The organism is Kitasatospora sp. NPDC034035, assembly GCF_055575755.1.
In genome coordinates, this window is the sequence record NZ_JBVISA010000001.1 from 25,159 (window position 1) to 46,060 (window position 20,902).

16 protein-coding genes, 2 pseudogenes and 1 riboswitch are annotated in these 20,902 nt (G+C 72.5%); of the genes and pseudogenes, 9 read left to right on the forward strand and 9 right to left on the reverse strand.

Annotated features, from left to right (window positions below; genetic code table 11):
• Positions 1-135: 135 nt before the first annotated feature.
• The 3 genes and pseudogenes from ACZ52J_RS00115 to ACZ52J_RS00125 all read right to left on the reverse strand — a co-directional run bounded on the left by ACZ52J_RS00115 (position 136) and on the right by ACZ52J_RS00125 (position 1,914).
• Positions 136-669: a flavodoxin family protein gene (locus ACZ52J_RS00115; protein WP_360501190.1), complete on the reverse strand. Its 534-nt coding sequence runs from the start codon at positions 667-669 to the stop codon at positions 136-138.
• 160 nt (positions 670-829) lie between these two features.
• Positions 830-1,114, reverse strand: a pseudogene (locus ACZ52J_RS00120) (hypothetical protein); the annotation flags it as partial.
• The gene (locus ACZ52J_RS00125; protein WP_465614762.1) at positions 1,039-1,914 is read right to left on the reverse strand and encodes a universal stress protein; all 876 of its coding nucleotides are present in this window, start codon (positions 1,912-1,914) and stop codon (positions 1,039-1,041) included. The gene ACZ52J_RS00125 and the pseudogene ACZ52J_RS00120, both read right to left, overlap by 76 nt.
• A 504-nt stretch (positions 1,915-2,418) precedes the next feature.
• Positions 2,419-2,593: riboswitch (M-box (ykoK) riboswitch) on the forward strand.
• A 324-nt stretch (positions 2,594-2,917) separates the two neighbouring features.
• On the opposite strand from ACZ52J_RS00125, the gene ACZ52J_RS00130 reads away from it, so the two are divergent.
• Entirely contained in the window at positions 2,918-4,285 is a 1,368-nt protein-coding gene (locus tag ACZ52J_RS00130) for a magnesium transporter MgtE N-terminal domain-containing protein (protein WP_465614763.1), read from the forward strand.
• On the forward strand, positions 4,282-5,586 hold the full coding sequence (locus ACZ52J_RS00135; protein WP_360501198.1) for an NRAMP family divalent metal transporter: 1,305 nt from the start codon (positions 4,282-4,284) through the stop codon (positions 5,584-5,586). Before ACZ52J_RS00130 ends, ACZ52J_RS00135 begins: the two co-directional genes overlap by 4 nt.
• A gap of 165 nt (positions 5,587-5,751) precedes the next feature.
• On the opposite strand, the gene ACZ52J_RS00140 is transcribed toward ACZ52J_RS00135, so the two are convergent.
• From ACZ52J_RS00140 to ACZ52J_RS00155, 4 genes and pseudogenes are all read right to left on the reverse strand, one after another.
• Positions 5,752-6,738: a magnesium and cobalt transport protein CorA gene (locus tag ACZ52J_RS00140; RefSeq protein ID WP_465614764.1), complete on the reverse strand. Its 987-nt coding sequence runs from the start codon at positions 6,736-6,738 to the stop codon at positions 5,752-5,754.
• A gap of 350 nt (positions 6,739-7,088) precedes the next feature.
• A complete protein-coding gene (locus ACZ52J_RS00145; protein WP_465614765.1) occupies positions 7,089-7,841 on the reverse strand; it encodes an HAD-IC family P-type ATPase in 753 nt (250 codons plus the stop codon).
• A gap of 46 nt (positions 7,842-7,887) precedes the next feature.
• A pseudogene (locus ACZ52J_RS00150) lies at positions 7,888-8,301 on the reverse strand (glycoside hydrolase family 65 protein); the annotation flags it as partial.
• Between the two features lie 677 nt (positions 8,302-8,978).
• Positions 8,979-9,722 (reverse strand): FadR/GntR family transcriptional regulator, encoded by a 744-nt coding sequence (locus ACZ52J_RS00155; protein ID WP_465615267.1) that lies wholly within the window; start codon positions 9,720-9,722, stop codon positions 8,979-8,981.
• 219 nt (positions 9,723-9,941) lie between these two features.
• Here ACZ52J_RS00155 and ACZ52J_RS00160 point away from each other — a divergent pair, with 219 nt between their 5' ends.
• The 5 genes from ACZ52J_RS00160 to ACZ52J_RS00180 are packed head-to-tail and all read left to right on the forward strand — an operon-like array spanning position 9,942 to position 15,823.
• Positions 9,942-11,543 (forward strand): amino acid permease, encoded by a 1,602-nt coding sequence (locus ACZ52J_RS00160; protein ID WP_465614766.1) that lies wholly within the window; start codon positions 9,942-9,944, stop codon positions 11,541-11,543.
• On the forward strand, positions 11,540-12,898 hold the full coding sequence (locus ACZ52J_RS00165) for a glutamine synthetase family protein (RefSeq protein WP_360501264.1): 1,359 nt from the start codon (positions 11,540-11,542) through the stop codon (positions 12,896-12,898). The genes ACZ52J_RS00160 and ACZ52J_RS00165 overlap by 4 nt, the downstream gene beginning before the upstream one ends.
• On the forward strand, positions 12,895-13,680 hold the full coding sequence (locus tag ACZ52J_RS00170; protein ID WP_465614767.1) for a gamma-glutamyl-gamma-aminobutyrate hydrolase family protein: 786 nt from the start codon (positions 12,895-12,897) through the stop codon (positions 13,678-13,680). Before ACZ52J_RS00165 ends, ACZ52J_RS00170 begins: the two co-directional genes overlap by 4 nt.
• Positions 13,677-15,050 carry an aldehyde dehydrogenase family protein gene (locus ACZ52J_RS00175; protein WP_465614768.1) on the forward strand — a complete coding sequence of 458 codons (1,374 nt, stop codon included), beginning with the start codon at positions 13,677-13,679 and terminating at the stop codon, positions 15,048-15,050. The genes ACZ52J_RS00170 and ACZ52J_RS00175 overlap by 4 nt, the downstream gene beginning before the upstream one ends.
• Complete coding sequence (locus tag ACZ52J_RS00180) at positions 15,047-15,823, forward strand: 3-oxoacyl-ACP reductase (protein WP_465614769.1); 777 nt, start codon at positions 15,047-15,049, stop codon at positions 15,821-15,823. Before ACZ52J_RS00175 ends, ACZ52J_RS00180 begins: the two co-directional genes overlap by 4 nt.
• 83 nt (positions 15,824-15,906) lie before the next feature.
• On the opposite strand, the gene ACZ52J_RS00185 is transcribed toward ACZ52J_RS00180, so the two are convergent.
• Together ACZ52J_RS00185 and ACZ52J_RS00190 are read right to left on the reverse strand one after the other, a co-directional pair.
• Positions 15,907-17,121: a saccharopine dehydrogenase family protein gene (locus tag ACZ52J_RS00185; protein WP_465614770.1), complete on the reverse strand. Its 1,215-nt coding sequence runs from the start codon at positions 17,119-17,121 to the stop codon at positions 15,907-15,909.
• Positions 17,122-17,300: 179 nt separating this feature from the next.
• On the reverse strand, positions 17,301-17,726 hold the full coding sequence (locus ACZ52J_RS00190; protein WP_465614771.1) for a hypothetical protein: 426 nt from the start codon (positions 17,724-17,726) through the stop codon (positions 17,301-17,303).
• A 531-nt stretch (positions 17,727-18,257) separates the two neighbouring features.
• Between ACZ52J_RS00190 and ACZ52J_RS00195 the strand changes: the two genes are divergently transcribed.
• Positions 18,258-18,938: a GOLPH3/VPS74 family protein gene (locus ACZ52J_RS00195; RefSeq protein WP_465614772.1), complete on the forward strand. Its 681-nt coding sequence runs from the start codon at positions 18,258-18,260 to the stop codon at positions 18,936-18,938.
• A gap of 280 nt (positions 18,939-19,218) precedes the next feature.
• Positions 19,219-20,763 (forward strand): FMN-binding glutamate synthase family protein, encoded by a 1,545-nt coding sequence (locus ACZ52J_RS00200; protein ID WP_465614773.1) that lies wholly within the window; start codon positions 19,219-19,221, stop codon positions 20,761-20,763.
• The last annotated feature ends 139 nt before the right edge of the window (positions 20,764-20,902 follow it).

The window sequence follows — 20,902 nt, forward strand, 5'->3', positions numbered from 1 at the left end:
ACGGCAGGCCGGGCAGACGGGATACCCGAACGTGCTCGCCAATCCGGGACAGCGAGGACTGGCGGAGGACCGTCATGCCGGGCCCTGCTGACCAGCCCCGGGCTGGAGCGGAGCCGGCCGGAGCCCGATCGGACGTCAGACGAGGTTCGCGCCCCAGGTGCGGGCGCGGTCGAGTTCGCCGGCGCGCAGCGGGCCGTCGTTGTCCTCGACGATGAAGCCCTCGGGTTCGGCGACCACGTCGTAGTGGTGGTGGGAGAGCCGGTGGGCGATGCCGTTGGCCGCGCCGCCGGCCCGGGGCATGTCGACCCGGGTGTCGAACGCGGCGGCGTGTGTGCCGGGTTCGGTCTTCGGAAGGTCGTGGAACCAGGCGCGTAGGCCCGGACCCTCGACGGTCTCCCGCGCTTCGGCGGCGGCCTCCTCGTGGCCCTCCTTGTGCGCCTCGGCCGTGGCGGCCATCCGGCGGCTGAGTCCGGAGGACATGCCGTGCATGTGGGTCGGGCCGCCGACCACCAGCAGGTCCGCCGACCGCATGAGCCCGACGTCGGCCTCGGCAACCGGGAGGCAGTCCACGGCCGCTCCGGGGTCGGCCTGATGGACACCCTCGGCGATCGCCTCGGCGATCTCCCGGGTGTTGCCGTACATGCTCTCGTACACGATCACAGTGTGCATGGTTTCCACCTTTCGTCGACTCCATTCTCGCTCCGGCACTTCCGCGCGGAGGTGGGCCGTTCGGACCGGATCGGGTCGCCGGACGGGCACGACAGCGGTGCGGGACGATCACGACCGGACAACCGACGTGATGGATCGCAGCGTGCGCCACCGGACCGAGCTGGGCTCCGAGCGGCATCCGCCGGACCCGGCGACCCAGGACGAGCAGCCGGGCCGTCGCCGCAGCCTTCAGGGCCTCGGCGGTCACGGCAGAGCCAGAGCGGGAGACCAGTACCTGGGGTGCCAGGGCGCGCAACTCGCTCTCCCGGTCGGCGAGTCGTGCCAGGACGTGCTGGTGGGTCTCGTCGCTGCCGACCACGTCCCGTTCCGCTACGGGTGAGCTGGCACGGTCACGACCGGGCAGTGCGCCCGGTGCAGCAGGCCGTGGGGGACGGAGCCGAGGCACATACCGGTGAAGCCGCCGTTGCCGCGACGGCCGACCACCACGGCCAAGGCGTGCTCGGAGGCGCGGGCGAGTTCCTCGACCGGGTGGCCGCGCACCAGTTCGTGGGTCATGGCCACGTCGGGGTGGAGCTCGCGGCGCCCGGCGGTGGTCTCGAAGAGCATCCGCCGGAGCGCCTGCTCGGCGGCTGACTCGTCGAGATGGGCGACCGGCAGGCGCTGCCAGGCCCACACGACCCGTAGGGCGGCGTGCCGTTCGGCGGAGAGGTCGATGGCGAAGTCCAGGGCAGCGTCCGAGGACGGGCTGCCGTCCACGCCCACCACGACGTACGGCGGGTCCTGGGTGATGTGCTCGGGATCGCGGACGACGACGACCGGGCAGTGGCCCTGAGCGCTCACCGGGACGGCCACCGAGTAGACGCTCAGTTCTTCCGCCGCCCGGCTCAGTCGGCGCGAGCCGACGACGACGAGTGCGGCGTGGCGGGATTCCCGGCACAGTGCGGGAGCCGGGACGTCCTCGGCCACGAAGGTGGTCACGGTCAGTCCGGGGTGCCGCTCGCGGGCCACGGCAGCGGCCCGGTCGAGCGCCTGGTCGGCCCGTTCGCGCAGCGCCTTGTGGTAGCGGCCCTCGTCGAAGGGCCGGAACTCGCGGAACAGTGACGGGACGGCGTGCACCAGCCGCAGCGGCAGCCCCCGGCGGTCGGCCTCGTCGGCGGCCCAGGCGGCGCTCATCCGGCCGGTGTCGTTCGCATCGACGCCGAGGACGACGGAACGCGTCGTGCTGTCGGAACTCGCGGATGTCATGGCGGTCCTCCTCGGCCCGGTGACCTGGATCCTGCTCCCACGCTAGGTGGGCACGGCGTTCGCCACGAGGGCCGACCGGCCCAGTCGCCGGAGCCCGGAGGCCCCACCCGTGACGTCCCCGTCCGGCGACGGCAGAGCGGAGCACGAAGCCCGAACGAGGAGGTGGCCACGATGGTCCGGATCAAGGTCGTCACCCGGCCGACTCGCCCCCCACGAGCCCCCGCCACCGGACCTGCGAACGCCGTCCGGCCGCCGACTGCCCTACTGAGCGACGCGACGCCACTCCTCGATGCGCCGGCGGATGTCTGCGGTCCCGAGTGCCGCCCGCACTGCTCGCCTGCCGGCATGGCCGGTCGTACCACCCGCAAGTCGACGGGTTCCGAGATTCCAGCGGTGCCTCCTGGGGCGGCCGTTGTGATCGGGACCCCCTGCCCGAGCGAGTCAAGGTCCGGTCAAGGATTGGGCTTCGCGAGCTGGGTAGGCCTATCCTTGCGCAGGTTTGAACAGACACCTCGTTCGGTGAGGCGTCTTCACGGACACAGGCCACTGATCCCACCCGTCGAGAGACGCTCCGGATCAGGACAGGTCTCCCCGACCTAAGGGGTGACCCCAAGTGGCTTCCCGCAGAACGCGGGACACGCCGTGGAGTGCCAAAGCTCTGACGAGTTGGGGGTGTACCAGGCTGTGGGCCCGGTTCCCCTTGCCGTGCCGCCGCGACGTCGGATCGTGGCCGTGATCGGGAGGAGGCGAGATGGACAGTAGTCCGGGCCATAGTCGGCCCTTCATCGTGTTGTCCTCGCCGTCCTTCACCGGCCCGGGGCAGCCCCTCCTTCCCTGAATCGCTCAACCCGTAGCGGCCTTCTCGCTCGGCACCACGGCGAGACGCGTTGCCGTGCGGCGGTATCACCCCGCGCACGGCCTGCCGCACGAGCCAGGGAATGTGGAGGTGTGCCCCGGTGCCGCCTGATGCCTCGTCCCAGCCGAGGCAAGGGGGTGCTCACCCATGGCTTCCACCACTCTGCTCATGTCCACCACGGCCCGCCTGCGCGACCGCAAGGTCGATCTCGAGCGCCGTGCCGCCACCACCCGCACGGTCCGGGCCTCCCTGGTCTCTGTCGCCGGGCTGGTCGGCGGCCCGGTCACCAACCAGCCCGGCGAGGACGTCGGCCGCGTCGTCGACATCGTCGCCCGCCTCTACGGGCCCGAGCCGTACCCGCCGGTCACCGGACTGATCATCCGGATCGGGCGCCGCCGCACCTTCCTTCCCGCCACGGCCATCGGCAAGATCCACGCCGGGCGGGTCGGACTGCGGACCTCCCGCGTCGACCTGCGCGAGTACGTCCGCCGGCCCGGCGAGGTGCTGCTCGCCCGCGAGGTGATGGACCACCAGCTGGTGGACGTGGACGGCGTTCAGGTCACCCGCGCCGCCGACCTGTACCTGGCGCCACAGGTCGACCGCACCGTGCTCATCGGGGTGGACGTGTCGCTGGCGACCCTGCTGCGCCGGCTCGGCCCTCGCCGCTGGCAGGTGCGCCCCACCCCGGACCGCGTCCTGGACTGGCAGTCCGTCGCCCCCTTCGGCGAGCAGGCCACCCACGGTCCCGCCGAGGTACGGCTGCGCGCCTCCCGCTCCGCCCTGCACCAGCTGCGCCCAGCCGACCTCGCGGACATCCTGGAGGACCTCGGCCGGCACGAGCGCCAGCAGCTGCTTGGCTGGCTGGAGCCGGAGCACGCCGCGGACGCCCTGGAGGAGATGGAACCGGCCGAGCTGGAGAACCTGCTCCGCGAGGCGCCGCCCGAGCACGCCGCCCGGTTGCTCGACGAGATGGAGCCGGACGAGGCCGCCGACGCGCTGCGCGACCTCCAGCCGGGCGAGCGCGAGAACCTGCTCGCCCGGATGCCGGTCGGCGAGGCGTCGGAGCTGCGCACCCTGCTGACCCACCGCGAGGGTACGGCGGGCGGCGCGATGACCACCGTGCTGGTCACCGCCCGCGCCGGGCAGACGGTCGCCCAGGTGAGGGCCGAGCTGGCCGCGCAGGCGGAGCACCGGACCGAGATCGACTCCGTGGTGGTGCTGGATGACGATGGTCGACTGGTCGGCGACATCCCGCTGTTCGACGTGGCGGTCGCGGAGGACGCCGCGCCGGTTGGGGATCTGGTGGAGTGGCTGGCCCAGTTCGGTCCGCCGGTCACGGTCCGCCCCGATACCCGCCTCGCCGAGGCCGCCGATCAGCTGGTCGCCGCCCGGGCCACCTCCCTGCTGGTGGTCGACGAGACCGAGCGCCCGCTGGGCCGGATCCTCGCCGACGACATCCTCGACACCCTGCTGCCCGAGCGCGGGCGCCTGCACTTCCGGAGGCTCCTCAAGTGACCCGCGACCTCGACACCGCCCCTGTCACCGCCGCGCCGGCCGTCGCCGCGGCCTCGCCCGCCCGGCGCAAGGGCCGGCGCCGCATCGCGGCCATCGCGATGATTGCCGGACCCGGCCTGGTCGCCGCGAACGCCGGCAACGACGCCGCGGGCATCGCCACCTATGCCTCGGCCGGTTCCCAGTTCACGTACGGCACGCTGTTCTTCATGGTGCTGGTCACCGTCGCGCTGGTGATGGTGCAGGAGATGGCGGTCCGGCTCGGCGCCCACACCGGCAAGGGCCTCGGCGCGCTGATCCGCGAACAGTTCAGCCTCCGGCTCACCGCGCTGGCGGTGTTCTGCCTCGGGCTGGCCAACACCGGACTGGTCGTCAGCGAGTTCGCCGGCATCGGCGCCGCCTTCGAACTCCTCGGCGTCCCCAAGTGGGCGGTCATCCCGCCGGCTGCATTCCTGCTGTGGTCGCTGGTGCTGTTCGGCTCCTACAAGTGGGCCGAGCGGATCTTCCTGGTGATGTCGCTGGCCTTCTTCGCCTACCCCATCGCGATGGTCCTCGGCCACCCCGACTGGGGCCGGGTCGGCGAGCACCTGGCCGTCCCGCACATCGAGCCGAGTAAGGACTTCATCCTGTTGGCTGTCGCCCTGATCGGTACCACCGTCAGCCCGTACATGCAGTTCTACGCCGCCGCCGGCGTGGTCGACCGCGGGGCCAAGCCGGAGGACTACAAGCTGATCCGGGCCGACGCCGTCCTCGGCGCGGTCTTCGCCTGCCTGATCAGTCTGACCATCATCATCGCCACCGCCTCCGCCATCGGCGGCACCGGGCCGCTGGAGTCCGCCGCGCAGGCTGCCGAGGCCCTCAAGCCCGTGGCCGGGCACGGCGCCGAGCTGCTCTTCGCCTTCGGCCTGATCGGCGCCTCCGCCCTCGCCGGCGCCGTCGTCCCGCTTTCGGCCAGCTACGCAGTCGGCGAGGCAGCGGGTGTCGAACGCTCGGTTTCCCGCAGCTTCCGCGACGCGCCCCTGTTCCTCGGCGTGTTCACCGCGCAGATCGCTCTCGGGGCGATCGTCGCCCTCACCCCGGTGGACGTCATCCAGCTGCTGATCGGCACCCAGGTCCTTCAGGGCCTGATCAGCCCGATCGTGCTGGTCTACCTGCTGGTCCTCACCAACCGCCGATCCGTCCTCGGGGAGGCGGCCAACAGCCCCCGCTACCGGGTCGCGGCCACGGCGGTGGTCGTCGGCGTCGCCGGGATGTCCACGATCCTGCTCGTCCAGACCGTCCTCGGCTGGCTCGGCCTCGCCTGATCCTCGCCGCCATCACCCGCCCCCCACGGAAGGAACGACCGTGCCCCGCTTCGCTCCGCTGTTGGCCTTCACCGCCCTGTTCGCCTGGGTCGCGTTCATCGCCACCTGGATCCACCTCGACGGATGAGCACCCGGTGCCGGCCCCGCCCAGGGCCGACACCGCCGTCACAGCCAGTCGTTGCGGCGGAACGCCCGGAAGACCAGCCCGCACACCACACTGGTGAACAGCAGCATCGCCGGGTATCCGTAGGTCCAGCGCAGTTCCGGCATGTTGTCGAAGTTCATCCCGTACACGCCGGCCACCAGCGTCGGCACGGCGGCCAGGGCCGCCCAGGCGCTGATCCTGCGCATGTCGGTGTTCTGCTGCATCGACAGCCGGGCCATGCTCGCGTCCAGGATGCTGGAGATCAGCTCGTCGAACGCCAGGATCCGCTCCCTGGCCTGCGTGTGGTGGTCGGCGGCGTTCCGCAGATAGGCGGCTATCGCCGCCGGCACGAGGGCGATCGTTCCGTCCGCAAGGCGCTGCAGCGGTGCGCCGAGCGGCACGACCGCGCGCTTGAACTCCAGCAGTTCGCGCTTGAGCTGGTAGATCCGGCCCGCGTCGTCGGTCCGCTCGTGGGAGAACACCGCGGACTCCAGCTCCTCGACGTCGCGCTCGAACTTGTCGGCGACGTCGAGGTACTGGTCGACCACGTGGTCGGCGACCGCGTGCAGAACGGCGGCCGGGCCGAGGGCCAGCAGATCGGGGGCGGCCTCCAGGCCCTTGCGTACCCCGGTCAGGGACTTGGCGCTGCCGTGGCGCACGACGATCGCGAAGCCAGGCCCGGCGAAGACCATGATCTCGCCGGTGTCGACGATCTCACTGGTTGCCGTCACCTTGTCGTGCTCGACGTAGGTGATCGTCTTCAGCACCAGGAACAGCGTGTCGCCGTACCGCTCCAGCTTCGGCCGCTGGTGCGCGCGCACCGCGTCCTCCACCGCCAGCGGATGCAGGTCGAACGCCGCCGAGATCTCCGCGAACTGCTCCGCGGTCGGCTCGTACAGGCCGATCCACACGAACCGGCCGAGCCCCTCGCCGATCCGCTCCAGGACCTTCGACAGCTCCACCGTCCCGGGCAGCCTGCGCCCGAGCTCGTACAGCCCGCAGTCCACAACCGCCCCGGCAATCATGCCCCACCCGCTTCCGGCCTTCAGGGCACCCTGCCCGGCCCGCCAACCTACCCGCTCACCCCTATCCTCCGAAGGGGCACCCGGCCCCGTTTGCACCAGCGATTGCCGATGCCTCGCCGTCGGGACTGGTCAGTGCGTCCCAGACAACCGGTTGTGTCGCGGCGCGCACGTTCACGGGTCTGATGGTGGTCGCGGTCCTATCGCGGGACTCCACTGTGGGACGGGCCGCGATGCCGACCTCGGGGCCGCCACGTCGCCGCAGCTGCCCTGCTGGCAGGACAGGGCCATCGGCAGCTCGTACAGGTCGGTGACCCAGGGCGTTCGACATGGCGTCAGACCCCTTGCCTGCACAGCCGGGCTGCCGCGAACCCGACGACCCCGGCGGCCGCGGGTGCGATGAAGTCGCTCCAGGACAGCGGCACGGTGTCGAGCACGTCGCGGAGGAACGGCAGGTAGAGGGCGGCGGCCGCGAGCGCGCCGGAGGTGAGGACGGCCAGCGGGAGGAAGAGGTTCGCGCGGGTCAGCAGCCGTTCGCGCAGGCCCAGGACGACGCCGAGTTGGGCGGCCAGCAAGGCGAGAAACAGGACGGACTGCCACGGGCGGTCACCGCCGTGGGCCCAGAGCCCGGCGCCGAGAGCGGCCGCCGCGACGACGAAGCCCAGCAGCAGCACCCGCTGCCACACACCGGAACCCGGGATGTGCTGGTGTGGCGGGCGCGGGGGCCGGGTCATCGCGCCGGGGGAAACCGGCTCCGCGCCCATGGCGACACCGGTGAGGCCGTGGGTGAGCAGGTTGATCCAGAGGATCTGGCCCGCCCGCAACGGCAGTGCGAGGCCGAACAGCGGGCCGGCCAGCATCACCAGGATCTCGGCCGCGCCGCCGGACAGCCCGTACACGAGGAAACGGCGGACGTTGTCGTAGACCCGGCGGCCCTCCTCCACCGCGCCGACTACGGTGGCGAGTTCGTCGTCGGCGAGGACCAGGTCGGCAGCTTGGCGGGCGACCTCGGTGCCACGTCGGCCCATGGCCACGCCGATGTCCGCCTGCCGCAGGGCGGGGCCGTCGTTGACGCCGTCGCCGGTCATCGCGGTGACGGCGCCCTTGGCGCGCCAGGCCTGGACGATGTCGAGCCTGCCAGCGCTCCAGCTCCAGGTCGTCGAGGGCGAGGCGCTCGCGCAGTTCGTCGCGGCGGTAGCCGGGCAGGACGTCCAGGGCGTCCTGGGCGCGGCCCAGCACCCAGGAGGCCAGCACGTTGGTGTACGCGTTGTCGTCCACGCCCGGCCGGGTCTCCCACGGGTAGGCGTCGTGGTATTCGTCAGGGCCGAGCAACCCGTGGATCGACCAGCGCCTGCGGGCCCGGTCGTAGGTGGCAGCGGAGGACCAGAAGCGGGCGATCTCCAGCAGCATCTCGGCGCCGGCCGTGGCGAGGAAGTCCCGGTCCCCGGTGGCCTGGTAGTACTGCCAGACGTTGTAGGCGACCGCCGAGCCGACATGCCGCTGGAGGTGGCTGTGATCCGGCAGCCAGCGGCCGGACAGCGGATTGAGGACCCGTCATGCGTGCCCCATCGATTGGCCCAGGATCAGGATGCAGTACTTCAACGCATCCGGAGGCGCAGTTCGTTGATGCGGACATCGGCCTGTAGCCCGGACATCGTCCGCCTGCGGTACCTTCCCCGCCCGCCGCAGCACCGGGACGGTGGACCCGCTCCGCCCACGCGCCACCAGGTCGGTCAGGACGTCGCTCACGGAAAGTCCGCGTTCCAGCGTGGCGGTGGCAACTGAGCTTTCCCCGGACTGGCCTCCAGGAGGATGTCGTCGTTGAGTACGGCGGTTCCAACGGCCCGCGCGGTCATCCGGTGTACATGGACAGGGCGGGCGGATCCGGGTCGAGGTCACGGCGGCGGGAGCAGCGACCACAGCAGCACCCGGCCGCCCGTCAGCTGCTTCGCCATGCGGAAGTTCAACGCCACGGACACCGTGCACGACTCTCTGCGGAGCCGGTGCGGACGCCCGCCTCCCGCGACCGGCCCGACCGGGCGACAGCGACCTGCGGGTGATCCCCGACGGTAGGGGCGCGGCCGGGGTGCGGGTAATCGTCCGATCGTCCGGAGGACCCGGGCGGCGGTCAGGGGGCGGTCGGAGGAGTGACCAAGAGCGTCGGAGGAGTGACCAGCGGAGAGGGGTGGGCGGTCACGGCGGGCGTACGGAGAGGTCCGGCAGCCTCAGGCCAGGAAGCCCCGCAGCAGTGCGGCCGTCGCGGCGAGGTGTTCCTCGGTGGCGCGTCGGGCGGCGTCACCGTCGCCGGCGAGGATCGCCCGGACCATCGCCCGGTGCTGCTCGGCGGCGTGCTCGATGTTCCGGTCCAGCATGGGGATGGCGTTGAGCAGGTCGTTGAGGCGCATCCTGGCCTCGGCGATGGCCGCGGCGAGGGTGGGGGAGCCGGTGAGCTCGCCGATGGCGAGGTGGAAGCGCGAGTCCAGCTGACGGTACTGCTCGGGCGGGGCTCCCTCCAGGTCGGTCAGCCGGCTCTCCAGGCGGGCCCGCTGCTCGGGGGAGAGGGGGCGGCGGGCGGCCGCCTCGGCGGCGCCGATCTCCAGCACCTGGCGGTAGGTCAGCGCGTCCTCGAGCGCGCCGCCGAGGTCGCGGGCCGCGCGGCGCAGGTCGGCGACGTCCGGCGCCGGCATCCGGTAGGTGACGAAGGTGCCGCCGTACCGGCCGCGGCGGGGTTCGACGCAGCCGGTCTGCTGCAGTGTGCGGAGCGCTTCGCGCAGGGTCTCCCGGCTGACGCCGAGCCGGGTGGCGAGGTCCCGTTCGGCGGGCAGCCGGTCGCCGAGGCCGAAGACGCCGAGCTTGATCGCCTGGAGCAGCCGCTCGACGGTCTCCTCGAAGGCGTTGCCGGTCCGGACCGGGCGGAAGATCGCCCCGGCCTGCCAGTCGAGCCGCGCTCGCTCACGTGTTTCGTCCACGTCCACGCCGGAATCGTACCTACGACCGGGTTTCCCCGACTCGTTCCCCTGTCGCTCTTGACGCGGCCCCGGCCCAGCCGGAACGATGCTGCTCACCCACCCAATGGACTGATTCCAGACCATTGAAGAGCCGTCCGACCGTCGAACCCGTCGGGGCGACCGGGCCACGCCGTCGTGGCCGCGTGCTCCCCGGCACACCCTCAACCCCCAGGGGTGCCCATGACCGACGCACGCTCACCCGACCAGCCTGCCCCCGAAAAGTTTCCGGAGAACACCGCCCCCGTTTCCGCCGCCGTTTCCGTCCCTGTTTCCACCTCCGTCTCCGACGACGAACAGCGACTGCGCGAGCTGGGCTACACCCAGGAGCTGGCCCGCTCGATGTCGGGCTTCTCCAACTTCGCCGTCTCCTTCTCCATCGTCTCGATCCTCTCCGGCTGCCTGACGCTGTACGGAACGGGAATGAAGACCGGGGGCCCGGCCCTGATCGTCTGGGGCTGGCCGGTGGTCGGCCTGCTCACGCTCTGCGTCGGGCTGGCGATGGCCGAGATCTGTTCCAGCTACCCGACGGCCGGCGGGCTCTACTACTGGTCCGCCAAACTGACCCGCAGCCGTGGCCCGGCCTGGAGCTGGTTCACCGGCTGGTTCAACTTCCTCGGCCAGGTCGCGGTGACCGCCAGCGTCGACTACGGCGCCGCCTTCTTCACCAACGCGTTCCTCACGCTCCGCTTCGGCGTCGAGGCGAGCCCCGCGCACACCATGGAGATCTTCGCCGTCATCCTGCTGGTGCACGGCCTGCTCAACACCTTCGGGGTGCGCCTGGTCGCGGTCCTCAACAGCGTGTCCGTGTGGTGGCACCTGGTGGGCGTCGCGATCATCGTCGGCGCGCTCACCGTGCTCCCCGACCGGCACGCCTCGGTCTCCTTCGTCCTCACCGAGTTCGTCAACCAGACCGGCTTCCACAACCAGTTCTACGTGGCGCTGCTCGGCCTGCTGATGGCCCAGTACACCCTCACCGGCTACGACGCCTCCGCGCACATGACCGAGGAGACCCGCGACGCCGCCCGCTCCGGCCCGCGCGGCATCGTCAACGCCATCACGGTCTCCCTGGTGGCGGGCTGGATCCTGCTGCTCGGCATCACCTTCGCGATCCGGGACTACGACGGCGCCCTCAACAGCGACACCCAGGTCCCGCCCGCGCAGATCTTCATCGACGCGATCGGCTCCGGCGGCGCCCAACTCCTGCTGCTCATCGTCATCGGCGCCCAGTTCTTCTGCGGCATGGCCTCCGTCACCGCCAACTCCCGCATGATCTACGCCTTCTCCCGCGACGGCGCGCTGCCCGGCTCCCGCCTGTGGCACCGCATCGACCCGCGCACCCAGACCCCGACCAACGCGGTCTGGCTGGCCACCGGCGGCGCGCTGCTGCTCGGGCTGCCCGCGCTCTGGAACACCACCGCCTACACCGCCGTGACCTCCATCTCCGTCATCGGTCTCTACATCTCCTACGTCATCCCGGTGTACCTGCGGCTGCGCCAGGGCGAGGACTTCCCGCGCGGCCCCTGGCACCTGGGCCGCTGGAGCCGGCCGATCGGCGTCGTCGCCGTCGCCTGGACCGCGGTGATCACCGTCCTGTTCATGCTCCCCACCGCCAGCCCGATCACCGCCGAGAGCTTCAACTACACCCCCGTCGCCGTGGCCGTCGTGGTCGGCTTCGCCGGCGTGTGGTGGCTGGCCTCCGCCCGGCACTGGTTCACCGGGCCCCACATCAACGCCACGCCGCCCGAACACGACGTCCCGGACACCGAACTGGAGACCCGATGACCACCCCCCGGCTCACCCTCGACGAGCTGCGCACCCGCGTCGCCGACGGGTCCGTCGACACCGTCGTGCTCGCCATGACCGACATGCAGGGGCGCCTCCAGGGCAAGCGCGTCGCCGCCGAGTACTTCCTCGACGACGTCGTGCCCGGCGCCGCGGAGGGCTGCGGCTACCTGCTGGCCGTCGACGTCGACATGAACACCGTCGACGGGTACGAGATCTCCTCCTGGGAGAACGGCTACGGCGACCTGACGCTGCGCCCCGACCTCGCCACCCTGCGGTCAATCCCCTGGCACCCCGCCACCGTCATGGTCCAGTGCGACATCGTCCACCACGACGGCACCCCGGTCGCCGTCTCCCCGCGTCAGGTCCTGCAACGCCAGCTCGACCGCCTGGCCGGCTACGGCTGGCAGGCCCAGGCCGCCACCGAGCTGGAGTTCATCGTCTTCCGGGACAGCTACGAACAGGCCTGGGACAAGGACTACACCCGGCTCACCCCGGCCAACCAGTACAACGTGGACTACTCCATCCTCGGCACCGGCCGGATCGAGCCCCTGCTGCGCCGGCTCCGCAACGGCATGGCCGGCGCCGGCCTCACCGTCGAGTCCGCCAAGGGCGAATGCAACCTCGGCCAGCACGAGATCGCCTTCAAGTACGCCGACGCCCTCACCACCTGCGACAACCACGCCGTCTACAAGACCGGAGCCAAGGAGATCGCCGCCCAGGAGGGCTGCAGCCTCACCTTCATGGCGAAGTACGACGAACGCGAGGGCAACTCCTGCCACATCCACCTGAGCCTGCGCGACGAGCAGGGCGCCCCGGTGTTCGCCGGTGACCGTCCGCACGGCTTCTCCCGCACCATGGAGCACTTCCTCGCCGGACAGCTCGCCTGCCTGGCCGACTTCGCCCTGCTGTTCGCCCCCACCGTCAACTCCTACAAGCGCTACGTGCCCGGCAGCTTCGCGCCCACCGCCATCGCCTGGGGCCGCGACAACCGCACCTGCGCGCTGCGCGTGGTCGGCCACGGCCCGTCGCTGCGCTTCGAGAACCGCGTCCCCGGCGGCGACGTCAACCCGTACCTCGCGGTCGCCGCCCTGATCGCGGCCGGACTGCACGGTGTCGAGCAACAGCTCGAACTCGAACCGGAGTTCACCGGCAACGCGTACGCCTCCGCCGCGCCCCGGGTGCCCGCCACCCTGCGCGACGCGACAGACGCCTTCGAGCGCAGCGCGGTCGCCACCGAGGCCTTCGGCAAGGACGTCGTCCGGCACTACACCCACGCCGGACGCACCGAACTCGCCTCCTACGAGCGGGCGGTGACCGACTGGGAGCGGCGCCGCGGATTCGAGCGGCTGTGACGCGCGACGACGGCCGACGCCCGCTGATCGGCATCACCAGCTACCAGGACGACGCCGCCTGGTCCGTCTGGAACCAGCGCGCCTCCCTGGTGCCCCAGACGTACGTCGACGCGGTCGCGCGCGCGGGCGGCAGCCCGGTGCTGCTGCCGCCGCAACCCGGCGGGGCCGACCACCTGCTCGACGCCCTGGACGGGCTCGTCCTCGCCGGTGGACCGGACATCGACCCGGCCAGGTACGCGGCGGTGGCCGATCCGCGCACCGGCCCGCCCCACCACGCCCGCGACGACTGGGAGAGCCGGCTGCTCGGCGCCGCCCTGGCCCGGGACCTGCCGGTGCTCGGCGTCTGCCGCGGCATGCAGCTGCTCAACGTCGAACGCGGCGGCACCCTCCGCCAGCACCTGCCCGACGGCACCCACCAGATCGTCCCCGCCCGCTTCGTCCGCCACCGCGTCAGCCTGGTGGACGGCAGCCGGCTCGCCGCCGTCCTCGGGCCGACCGCCGAGGTCTCCTGCTACCACCACCAGGCCGTCGACCGGCTCGGCACCGGTCTGCGGGCCACCGCCTGGGCCACGGACGGCACCGTAGAGGCGCTCGAACTGGCCGGCCACCGCTTCGCGTTGGGCGTCCAGTGGCACCCCGAGACCGACCCCGACGACCTGCGCCTCTTCGAGGCCCTGCTCGCCGCCGGCCGGACCACCGCCGGCCGGACCACCGCCGGCCGGACCACCGCCAGGACCACCGACAGCCGGACCACCGCCACGCACAGGGAGACAGCTCCATGACCGATCCGGACCTCTTCGAGGTCGTCAACCCCTCCACCGAGGAGGTGATCACCACCGTCGAACTGGCCGGTCTCGCCGAAACCGACGCCGCCGTCGCCCGCGCCCGCGCCGCCTTCGACACCTGGCGCCGGGTGGCCCCCGCCGACCGGGCCCGGCTGCTGCGCTCCTTCGCCGCCGCCGTCGACGCCGACCGCGAGCACCTCGCCGCACTGGAGGTCGCCAACGCCGGCCACACCATCGGCAACGCCCGCTGGGAGGCGGGCAACGCGCGGGACGTCATCGAGTACTACGCCGCCGCGCCCGAGCGGCTGTTCGGCCGGCAGATCCCCGTCGCCGGCGGCATCGACGTCACCTTCCAGGAACCGCTCGGCGTGGTCGGGGTCATCGTGCCGTGGAACTTCCCGATGCCGATCGCCGCCTGGGCCCTGGCCCCGGCCCTGGCCGCCGGCAACACCGTCATCGTCAAACCGGCCGAACTCACCCCGCTCACCGCCCTGCGCCTCGGCGAACTCGCCCTGGAAGCCGGGATCCCGGAAGGCGTGCTGCAGGTCCTGCCCGGCCGCGGACCGGTCGTCGGACAGCGCTTCGTCACCCACCCCGACGTGCGCAAGGTCGTGTTCACCGGCTCCACCCGGGTCGGCAAGGAGATCATGGCGGGCTGCGCCGCCCAGGTGAAACCCGTCACCCTCGAACTCGGCGGCAAGAGCGCCAACATCGTCTTCGCCGACGCGGACCTCGCCAAAGCCGCCGCGACGGCGCCCTACGCGGTCTTCGACAACGCCGGCCAGGACTGCTGCGCCCGCTCCCGGATCCTGGTCGAAGCATCCGTCTTCGAGGACTTCCTGGCGCTCCTGGAGCCGGCCGTCCGCGGGGTGCGGGTCGGTGACCCGACCGACGAGAAGACCGAGATGGGCCCGCTGATCTCCGCCGCCCACCGGGCGCGGGTCGCCTCCTACGTTCCGGACGGGTCGGCCGTCGCCTTCCGCGGCAGCGCCCCCGACGGGCCCGGCTTCTGGTACCCGCCGACCGTGCTCGCGCCCGTGCGGCACGACGACCGGGCCTTCACCGAGGAGATCTTCGGCCCGGTCGTCGCGGTCGTCCCGTTCAGCGACGAACAGGACGCCCTGCGCATCGCCAACGCCGGCGAGTACGGGCTGTCCGGCTCCATCTGGACCAGGGACGTCGGGCGCGCGCTGCGGGTCTCCCGCGGCGTCGACGCCGGCAACCTCTCCGTCAACTCGCACTCCTCGGTGCGCTACACCACGCCGTTCGGCGGATTCAAGCAGTCCGGCCTCGGCCGCGAGCTCGGCCCCGACGCCCTCGACGCCTTCACCCAGACCAAGAACGTCTTCATCTCCACGGAGGAATGATCAGCATGACCCAGCGACTCGACGGCCGCGTGGCCGTCATCACCGGCGCGGGCAGCGGCATCGGCCTGGCGACCGCCCGCCGCTTCGCCGCCGAGGGCGCCAAGGTGGTCTGCGTCGACCTCGACGCCGAGACCGGCGCCAAGGCCGCGAACGAGGTCGGCGGCCTGTTCATCCAGGCCGACGTCACCGACGAGGACTCGGTGCGCGACCTCTTCCAGCGGGCCGTCGACGAGTACGGCCGGCTCGACATCACCTTCAACAACGCGGGCATCTCCCCGCCGGACGACGACTCCATCCTCACCACCGGCCTGGACGCCTGGAAGCGGGTCCAAGAGGTCAACCTGACCAGCGTCTACCTGTGCTGCAAGTACGCGATCCCGCACATGCAGCGCCAGGGCAAGGGCTCGATCATCAACACCGCGTCGTTCGTCGCCGTGATGGGCGCGGCCACCTCGCAGATCTCCTACAGCGCCTCCAAGGGCGGCGTGCTGGCCATGTCCCGCGAGCTGGGCGTGCAGTTCGCCCGCGAGGGCATCCGGGTCAACGCACTCTGCCCCGGCCCGGTGAACACCCCGTTGCTGCAGGAACTGTTCGCCAAGGACCCGGAGCGGGCCGCCCGCCGACTGGTCCACATCCCGCTCGGCCGCTTCGCCGAGCCCGAGGAGATCGCCGCCGCGGTGGCCTTCCTCGCCTCCGACGACTCCTCCTTCATGACCGCCAACACCTTCCTCGTCGACGGCGGCATCTCCGGCGCCTACGTGACCCCGCAGTAGCGGCGGCCACCCCCCGGAGGATGCCGACGGCTCGCCCGCCCCGCGACAGGGGCGGGCGAGCCGTCGGCGTGCCGCGGCGGCCGCTACCGGCCGGGGGCGGCCGTCGGCGGGGTGTCCAGCACCCGGAAGGAGATGCCCGCCGCGATCAGCCGGTCGATCAGCGGCCGACCCATCGCCACCGCGGTGGTCAGCTGCCCCGCCACGGGCGGCAGGTCGTCGTAGGCCAGGCAGAGCGCCGCCTCGGCCAGCATCTTCGCGGTCTCCTGGTAGCCGGGGTCGCCCCCGGACACCTCGGTGAGGACCGTGGGCCCGCCCTGCGCCCGCGCCACGAACCGGACGGCGAACCAGGACCGTGCCCGCTGCTCCGCACTCGGCCCGTCGCCGGGCTTGCGCAGCCGTCCCAGGGCCCGGCGCAGCAGCGGCAGCTGCGCGGCGAGGGCGATCGCCGCCACCGCGGCGACACCGCCGAGGGCGACCGGCAGCCGTCGCACCGCCGCGTAGTGGGTGTAGCCGAAGTCCGGGCCGTACTCCTCCAGCGCGGCGGCCGAGCGGGACACCACCTGCGGGTCGATCGAGGGCATCGGCACCGCCCAGGCCCGGGCCGCCCGCGACCGGTGCGGCCGGCCGACCGGGGTGCGGACCAGCCGTCCCTTCGGCCGGGGCTCCGCCACGCGGCGCGCCCGGGCGGCGCGGGCCATCGCCCGCGGTCGGGAGAAGGCCGTCATCGCGGAGGCGAAGGTGCCGCCGGAGACGGTGCCGCCGGCGCGGACGAAGCCCTCGACGGAGACCCGGGCCGCCGGGCCGCCGCGGCGCAGCAGTTCCTCGACGGTGAACAGTACGCCGAGGTCGTGCGGGACCGAGTCGAAGCCGCAGGCGTGCACCAGGCGAGCGCCGGTGGCCACCGCCCGCTCGTGGTACCGGAGGTACATCCGGTCGACGAACTCGGGCTCGCCGGTGAGGTCCACGTAGTCGGTGCCGCTGTCCGCGCAGGCTGCCACCAGCGGCTCGCCGTGCCGCAGGTACGGGCCGACCGTGGACACCACCACCCGGGCGTCGGCGGCCACGGCGCGCAGCGCCTCGCGGTCCGCGGCGTCCGCGATCAGCAGGGGGAGGTCGGCGCAGCGCGGGTCGATCCGGGCCAGCCTCGTCCGGACGGCAGCGAGCCGGCCTTCGTCCCGTCCGGCGAGTGCCCAGCGGCAGCCCTCGGGCGCGGTCCGGGCCAGGTACTCGGCGGTGAGCCCGCCGGTGAACCCGGTGGCACCGAACAGGACGAGGTCGTACGGGCGCGGCTCGGCCATCAGCAGTCCCTACTCGCGGGTAATCGACTGCGCCACGCTAGGAGCCTGCTGTGGCACTGTCAACGGTTCGTCCCCGGACCGTCGGACGACCTCGGTACAACAGCCGGCCGGGTCGTGAGCGTCGAAGGGCCGCGTCGGCCCGCATCGGCTCGGCGGGCCTGACGAACGGTGCCTCGTGCTCACGTGCACCAGAACAGGAGACGGGTACAGCCCGGTGTGGTTGCCGGGTCGGTCGGGTGCCGGGTGGCGGAGGTCGGCGGGACGGGGCCGGTGTTCGGTCTGGTCGTGCTCGGGGCGGGTGCCGAGGGCGGGTCCACCGGAAGAGGGGCGCCGGGGGACGGGGGCGGGCCCGAGGGGGACGCCGTGGCCGGGGTCGGGCTGCCGGATGGCTTGGGCCGGGTGGTGGTGGCCGACGGCTGCGGGCGGGCTGCGGCCGTGGCGGTGGCCGGGGCCGGTGAGGCCGACGTACCGGGGACGGCCGGGGCGCTCTGCGAGGGTGACTCGGCGCCCGCGGAGGCCGGGGCCACCGCACCGTCCGAGTTGCCGCCGGTCAGCAGGACGGTGGCCAGTCCACAGACGACCACCCCGGCCGTCGACACGGCCACGACCGTGCTCCGCGGCCGACCGGCCCGCCGCCGGGCCGACCGCGCTGCCGACCGGCGTGGCGGTGCGGACGCGGTGGCGGAGATTTCGCTCGGTCGCGCGGACCGGTGGTGAGCGGCCTCCCCGGTCGCGGGCTCGGCGGCCCGGCCGCATCCGGGGCAGGAGAGCGCGCCGTTGAGGTGGCGTTGGCAGGGCGTGCAGTAACTCATGGGATCTTTCCGTAGGTGCGCGTGACCGGGATCCCGGCGGTGACTGCCACGCCGCCCGAAGGCCGGGCCGGATGGGATGCGAGCGTACGCAGATCGGACCGGTTCGCGACACCCGGCCGGCGCGAGGCTTCTGCGCGGGTCGGGTGTCGTTCGTGTGACGGTTCGGTCGAGCCGTCGGCGCAGCGGCAACAGCACCCGTCAGGGAGCGGACCCGACCGGGGAACCGGGCCGCGGGTGCGGGCGTTGCTGGCTGAGGACACCCGGGCGGGGCTGCTGGTCGGCGCGCTGGGGGGTGGCCGATCCGAACAGGGAAAGGAACTGCACATGCACGTCACCCTCGCCGAGGAGCTGATGCTGCTCTCACTGGACGACGAGTCCGGTGTGGCGAAGGACAGTTCGAGCGCCGGATGGGCGGTGGCGGGAGGCCTCCTCGCCGACCTCGCACTGGCCGGCCGGGTCGCGCTCGACGAAGGCCGGCTCAGCGTCACCGACCACACCCCGACCGGCGACCCGCTGCTCGACGGGCGGCTGGAGCGGCTCACCGAGTGGGTCGCGCGCAAGGCTCCCGGCAAGGCGAAGGCGGCGGACTGGCTGACCAAGGACCACCCCACGGCGGTCCGTGCCACCGTGGAGCGGCTGTGCGAGCGCGGCCTGGTCGTCGAGGAGCGCCACCGGGTCCTCGGCCTCTTCCCGGTCCGACGCTATCCGGAGGCGGACGGCTCGGTCGAGCGTGAGCTCCGCGAGCGGCTCGCTGCCGTGATCCGCCATCACGGGACGCCCGACACCCGCACCGCGACCCTGATAGCGCTCCTGCACGCCGCCCGGTTGCACGGTCTGGCCTTCCCCGACCTCCCCCGCGCGCGGGTCGAGCTGCGCTTCTCGGAGATCGCCGCGGGCGACTGGGCGGGGGAGCCCGTCACCCAGGCGATCCGGAACATGCGCGTCGCGGTCGCGGCCATCACGGCCGTGAGCGTTGCCACGGCCGCCACGGTGGCCGTCAGCTGACAGCCGGCGGTCCCGGGCCCGCCTCCGCGTGGGCGCGGGACCGCCTGCGAGTGGGCGCGGGACCGCCTGCGAGCGGGCCCGGCCCGGGGCCTCCTCGGCAAGGCCGACCTCCCGGATCAGCCCCCTGGCCGCACGCCCGTTCGGGGGGCCTCCTAGCATCGTGTCGCATTCTTCGACGGACACCGCTGCCCGCATGGCCGGGTGCCCGCCGTCCACCATCCGGCACGACACCTCGACTCCACCGCACGGCGATGGAGTCGGGCATCGAGGAGGAACCTTCATGCAAGCCCGGAAGATCGGCGCGGCCGCGGTAACCGCGGTGGCGGTTCTGGCGGCCCGCGACCTCCTCCAGAAGAGGCACGCGCTGCTCCGGAACTTCCCGGTGGTCGGGCACGCCCGGTACCTGCTGGAGACGATCGGGCCGGAGCTGCGGCAGTACATCGTGACCTCCAACGAGGAGGAGCGCCCGTTCAGCCGCGACCAGCGCACCTGGATCTACGCGTCGGCGAAGGAGGAGAACAACTACTCCGGGTTCGGAACCGAGGTCGACGTCGAGCACGTCCAGGGGCACGCCTACCTGAAGCAGCGCACCTTCGCCGGCGCACTGCCCGATGCGCACGACCCGCTGGCTCCCCTGCCCTCGGCCAAGGTGCTGGGCGGGCCGCGCGGGCGCGCCAAGGCGTTCCGGCCGGCCAGCGTGGTGAACATCTCGGCGATGAGCTTCGGATCGCTCTCCGGCGCGGCCATCTCGGCGCTCAACAAGGGGGCGGCGCTGGCCGGCGCGATGCACAACACGGGCGAGGGCGGCCTCTCGCCGTACCACCGCAACGGTGGCGACCTCGTCCTCCAGCTCGGCACCTCGTACTTCGGCTGCCGCAACGAGGACGGCAGCTTCAACCTCGACAAGCTCAAGGACGTGGTCGCCGGTGCGCCCGTCAGGGCGATAGAGATCAAGCTCTCCCAGGGCGCCAAGCCCGGGTTGGGCGGAATGCTGCCGGGCGCGAAGGTGACCCCGGAGATCGCCGCGATCCGCGGCATCCCGGTCGGCGAGGACTGTGCCTCCCCGTCGCGGCACACCGCGTTCGGCGACGTCGACTCGATGCTCGACTTCGTCGAGTTGCTCGCCACCGAGACCGGTGTGCCGGTCGGGATCAAGAGCGCGGTGGGCGAGATGGGCTTCTGGCATGAGCTGGCCACCCTGATGGTACGTGGGGACCGCGGGGTCGACTTCGTCACGATCGACGGCGGTGAGGGCGGCACCGGGGCGGCGCCGCGGATGTTCGCCGACTCGGTGTCGCTGCCGTTCCGGATGGGCTTCTCCCGGGTCTACGGCACCTTCGCCGAGCTGGGGCTGACCGACGACCTGACCTTCATCGGCTCCGGCAAGCTCGGCCTGCCCGAGAACGCCGCGGTCGCCTTCGCCCTGGGCGTCGACATGATCAACGTGGCCCGCGAGGCGATGCTGTCGATCGGCTGCATCCAGGCGCAGAAGTGTCACACCGACAAGTGCCCCACCGGCATCGCCACCCAGAACCCGTGGCTGGCCCGCGGCCTCGACCCGGCGTCGAAGGCCACCCGGGCGGCCGTCTACCTGCGCACCCTGCGCAGGGAGCTGGCGAAGGTGTCGGCGGCCGTCGGCGTCGCCCACCCGGCACTCATCACGGCCGACGACGTCGAGATCATGAACGGCGACTACGAGGCCCGCAGCCTGGCCGGCGTCTACGGCTACAAGGAGGGCTGGGGCGAACTCGGACCGCACCTCGCCGAGGAGATCAGGGCACTTCTCACCACCAAGCCGACCTCCGCCCGGGAGCCGGCCGTCTGATCCGCCGACCGAGGCGGTTGTTCGGCGTTTTGTTCAATGACCGAGGGCCGAACCAGAACAATCCCGGTGCGCTACACCAGTAGCGCACGCCACACCCGTGCCGTGCGTGGACCAGGGCCGCAACAGCGCCGAACCCCGG

What these genes read in the sequence shown, in the direction of transcription:
- ACZ52J_RS00115 (WP_360501190.1), bottom strand. Translation starts at nt 669, where the DNA reads ATGCACACTGTGATCGTGTACGAGAGCATGTACGGCAACACCCGGGAG.
- ACZ52J_RS00175 (WP_465614768.1), top strand. Translation starts at nt 13,677, where the DNA reads ATGACCGATCCGGACCTCTTCGAGGTCGTCAACCCCTCCACCGAGGAG.
- ACZ52J_RS00145 (WP_465614765.1), bottom strand. Translation starts at nt 7,841, where the DNA reads ATGACCGGCGACGGCGTCAACGACGGCCCCGCCCTGCGGCAGGCGGAC.
- ACZ52J_RS00160 (WP_465614766.1), top strand. Translation starts at nt 9,942, where the DNA reads ATGACCGACGCACGCTCACCCGACCAGCCTGCCCCCGAAAAGTTTCCG.
- ACZ52J_RS00200 (WP_465614773.1), top strand. Translation starts at nt 19,219, where the DNA reads ATGCAAGCCCGGAAGATCGGCGCGGCCGCGGTAACCGCGGTGGCGGTT.
- ACZ52J_RS00185 (WP_465614770.1), bottom strand. Translation starts at nt 17,121, where the DNA reads ATGGCCGAGCCGCGCCCGTACGACCTCGTCCTGTTCGGTGCCACCGGG.
- ACZ52J_RS00125 (WP_465614762.1), bottom strand. Translation starts at nt 1,914, where the DNA reads ATGACATCCGCGAGTTCCGACAGCACGACGCGTTCCGTCGTCCTCGGC.
- ACZ52J_RS00130 (WP_465614763.1), top strand. Translation starts at nt 2,918, where the DNA reads ATGGCTTCCACCACTCTGCTCATGTCCACCACGGCCCGCCTGCGCGAC.
- ACZ52J_RS00165 (WP_360501264.1), top strand. Translation starts at nt 11,540, where the DNA reads ATGACCACCCCCCGGCTCACCCTCGACGAGCTGCGCACCCGCGTCGCC.
- ACZ52J_RS00180 (WP_465614769.1), top strand. Translation starts at nt 15,047, where the DNA reads ATGATCAGCATGACCCAGCGACTCGACGGCCGCGTGGCCGTCATCACC.
- ACZ52J_RS00195 (WP_465614772.1), top strand. Translation starts at nt 18,258, where the DNA reads ATGCACGTCACCCTCGCCGAGGAGCTGATGCTGCTCTCACTGGACGAC.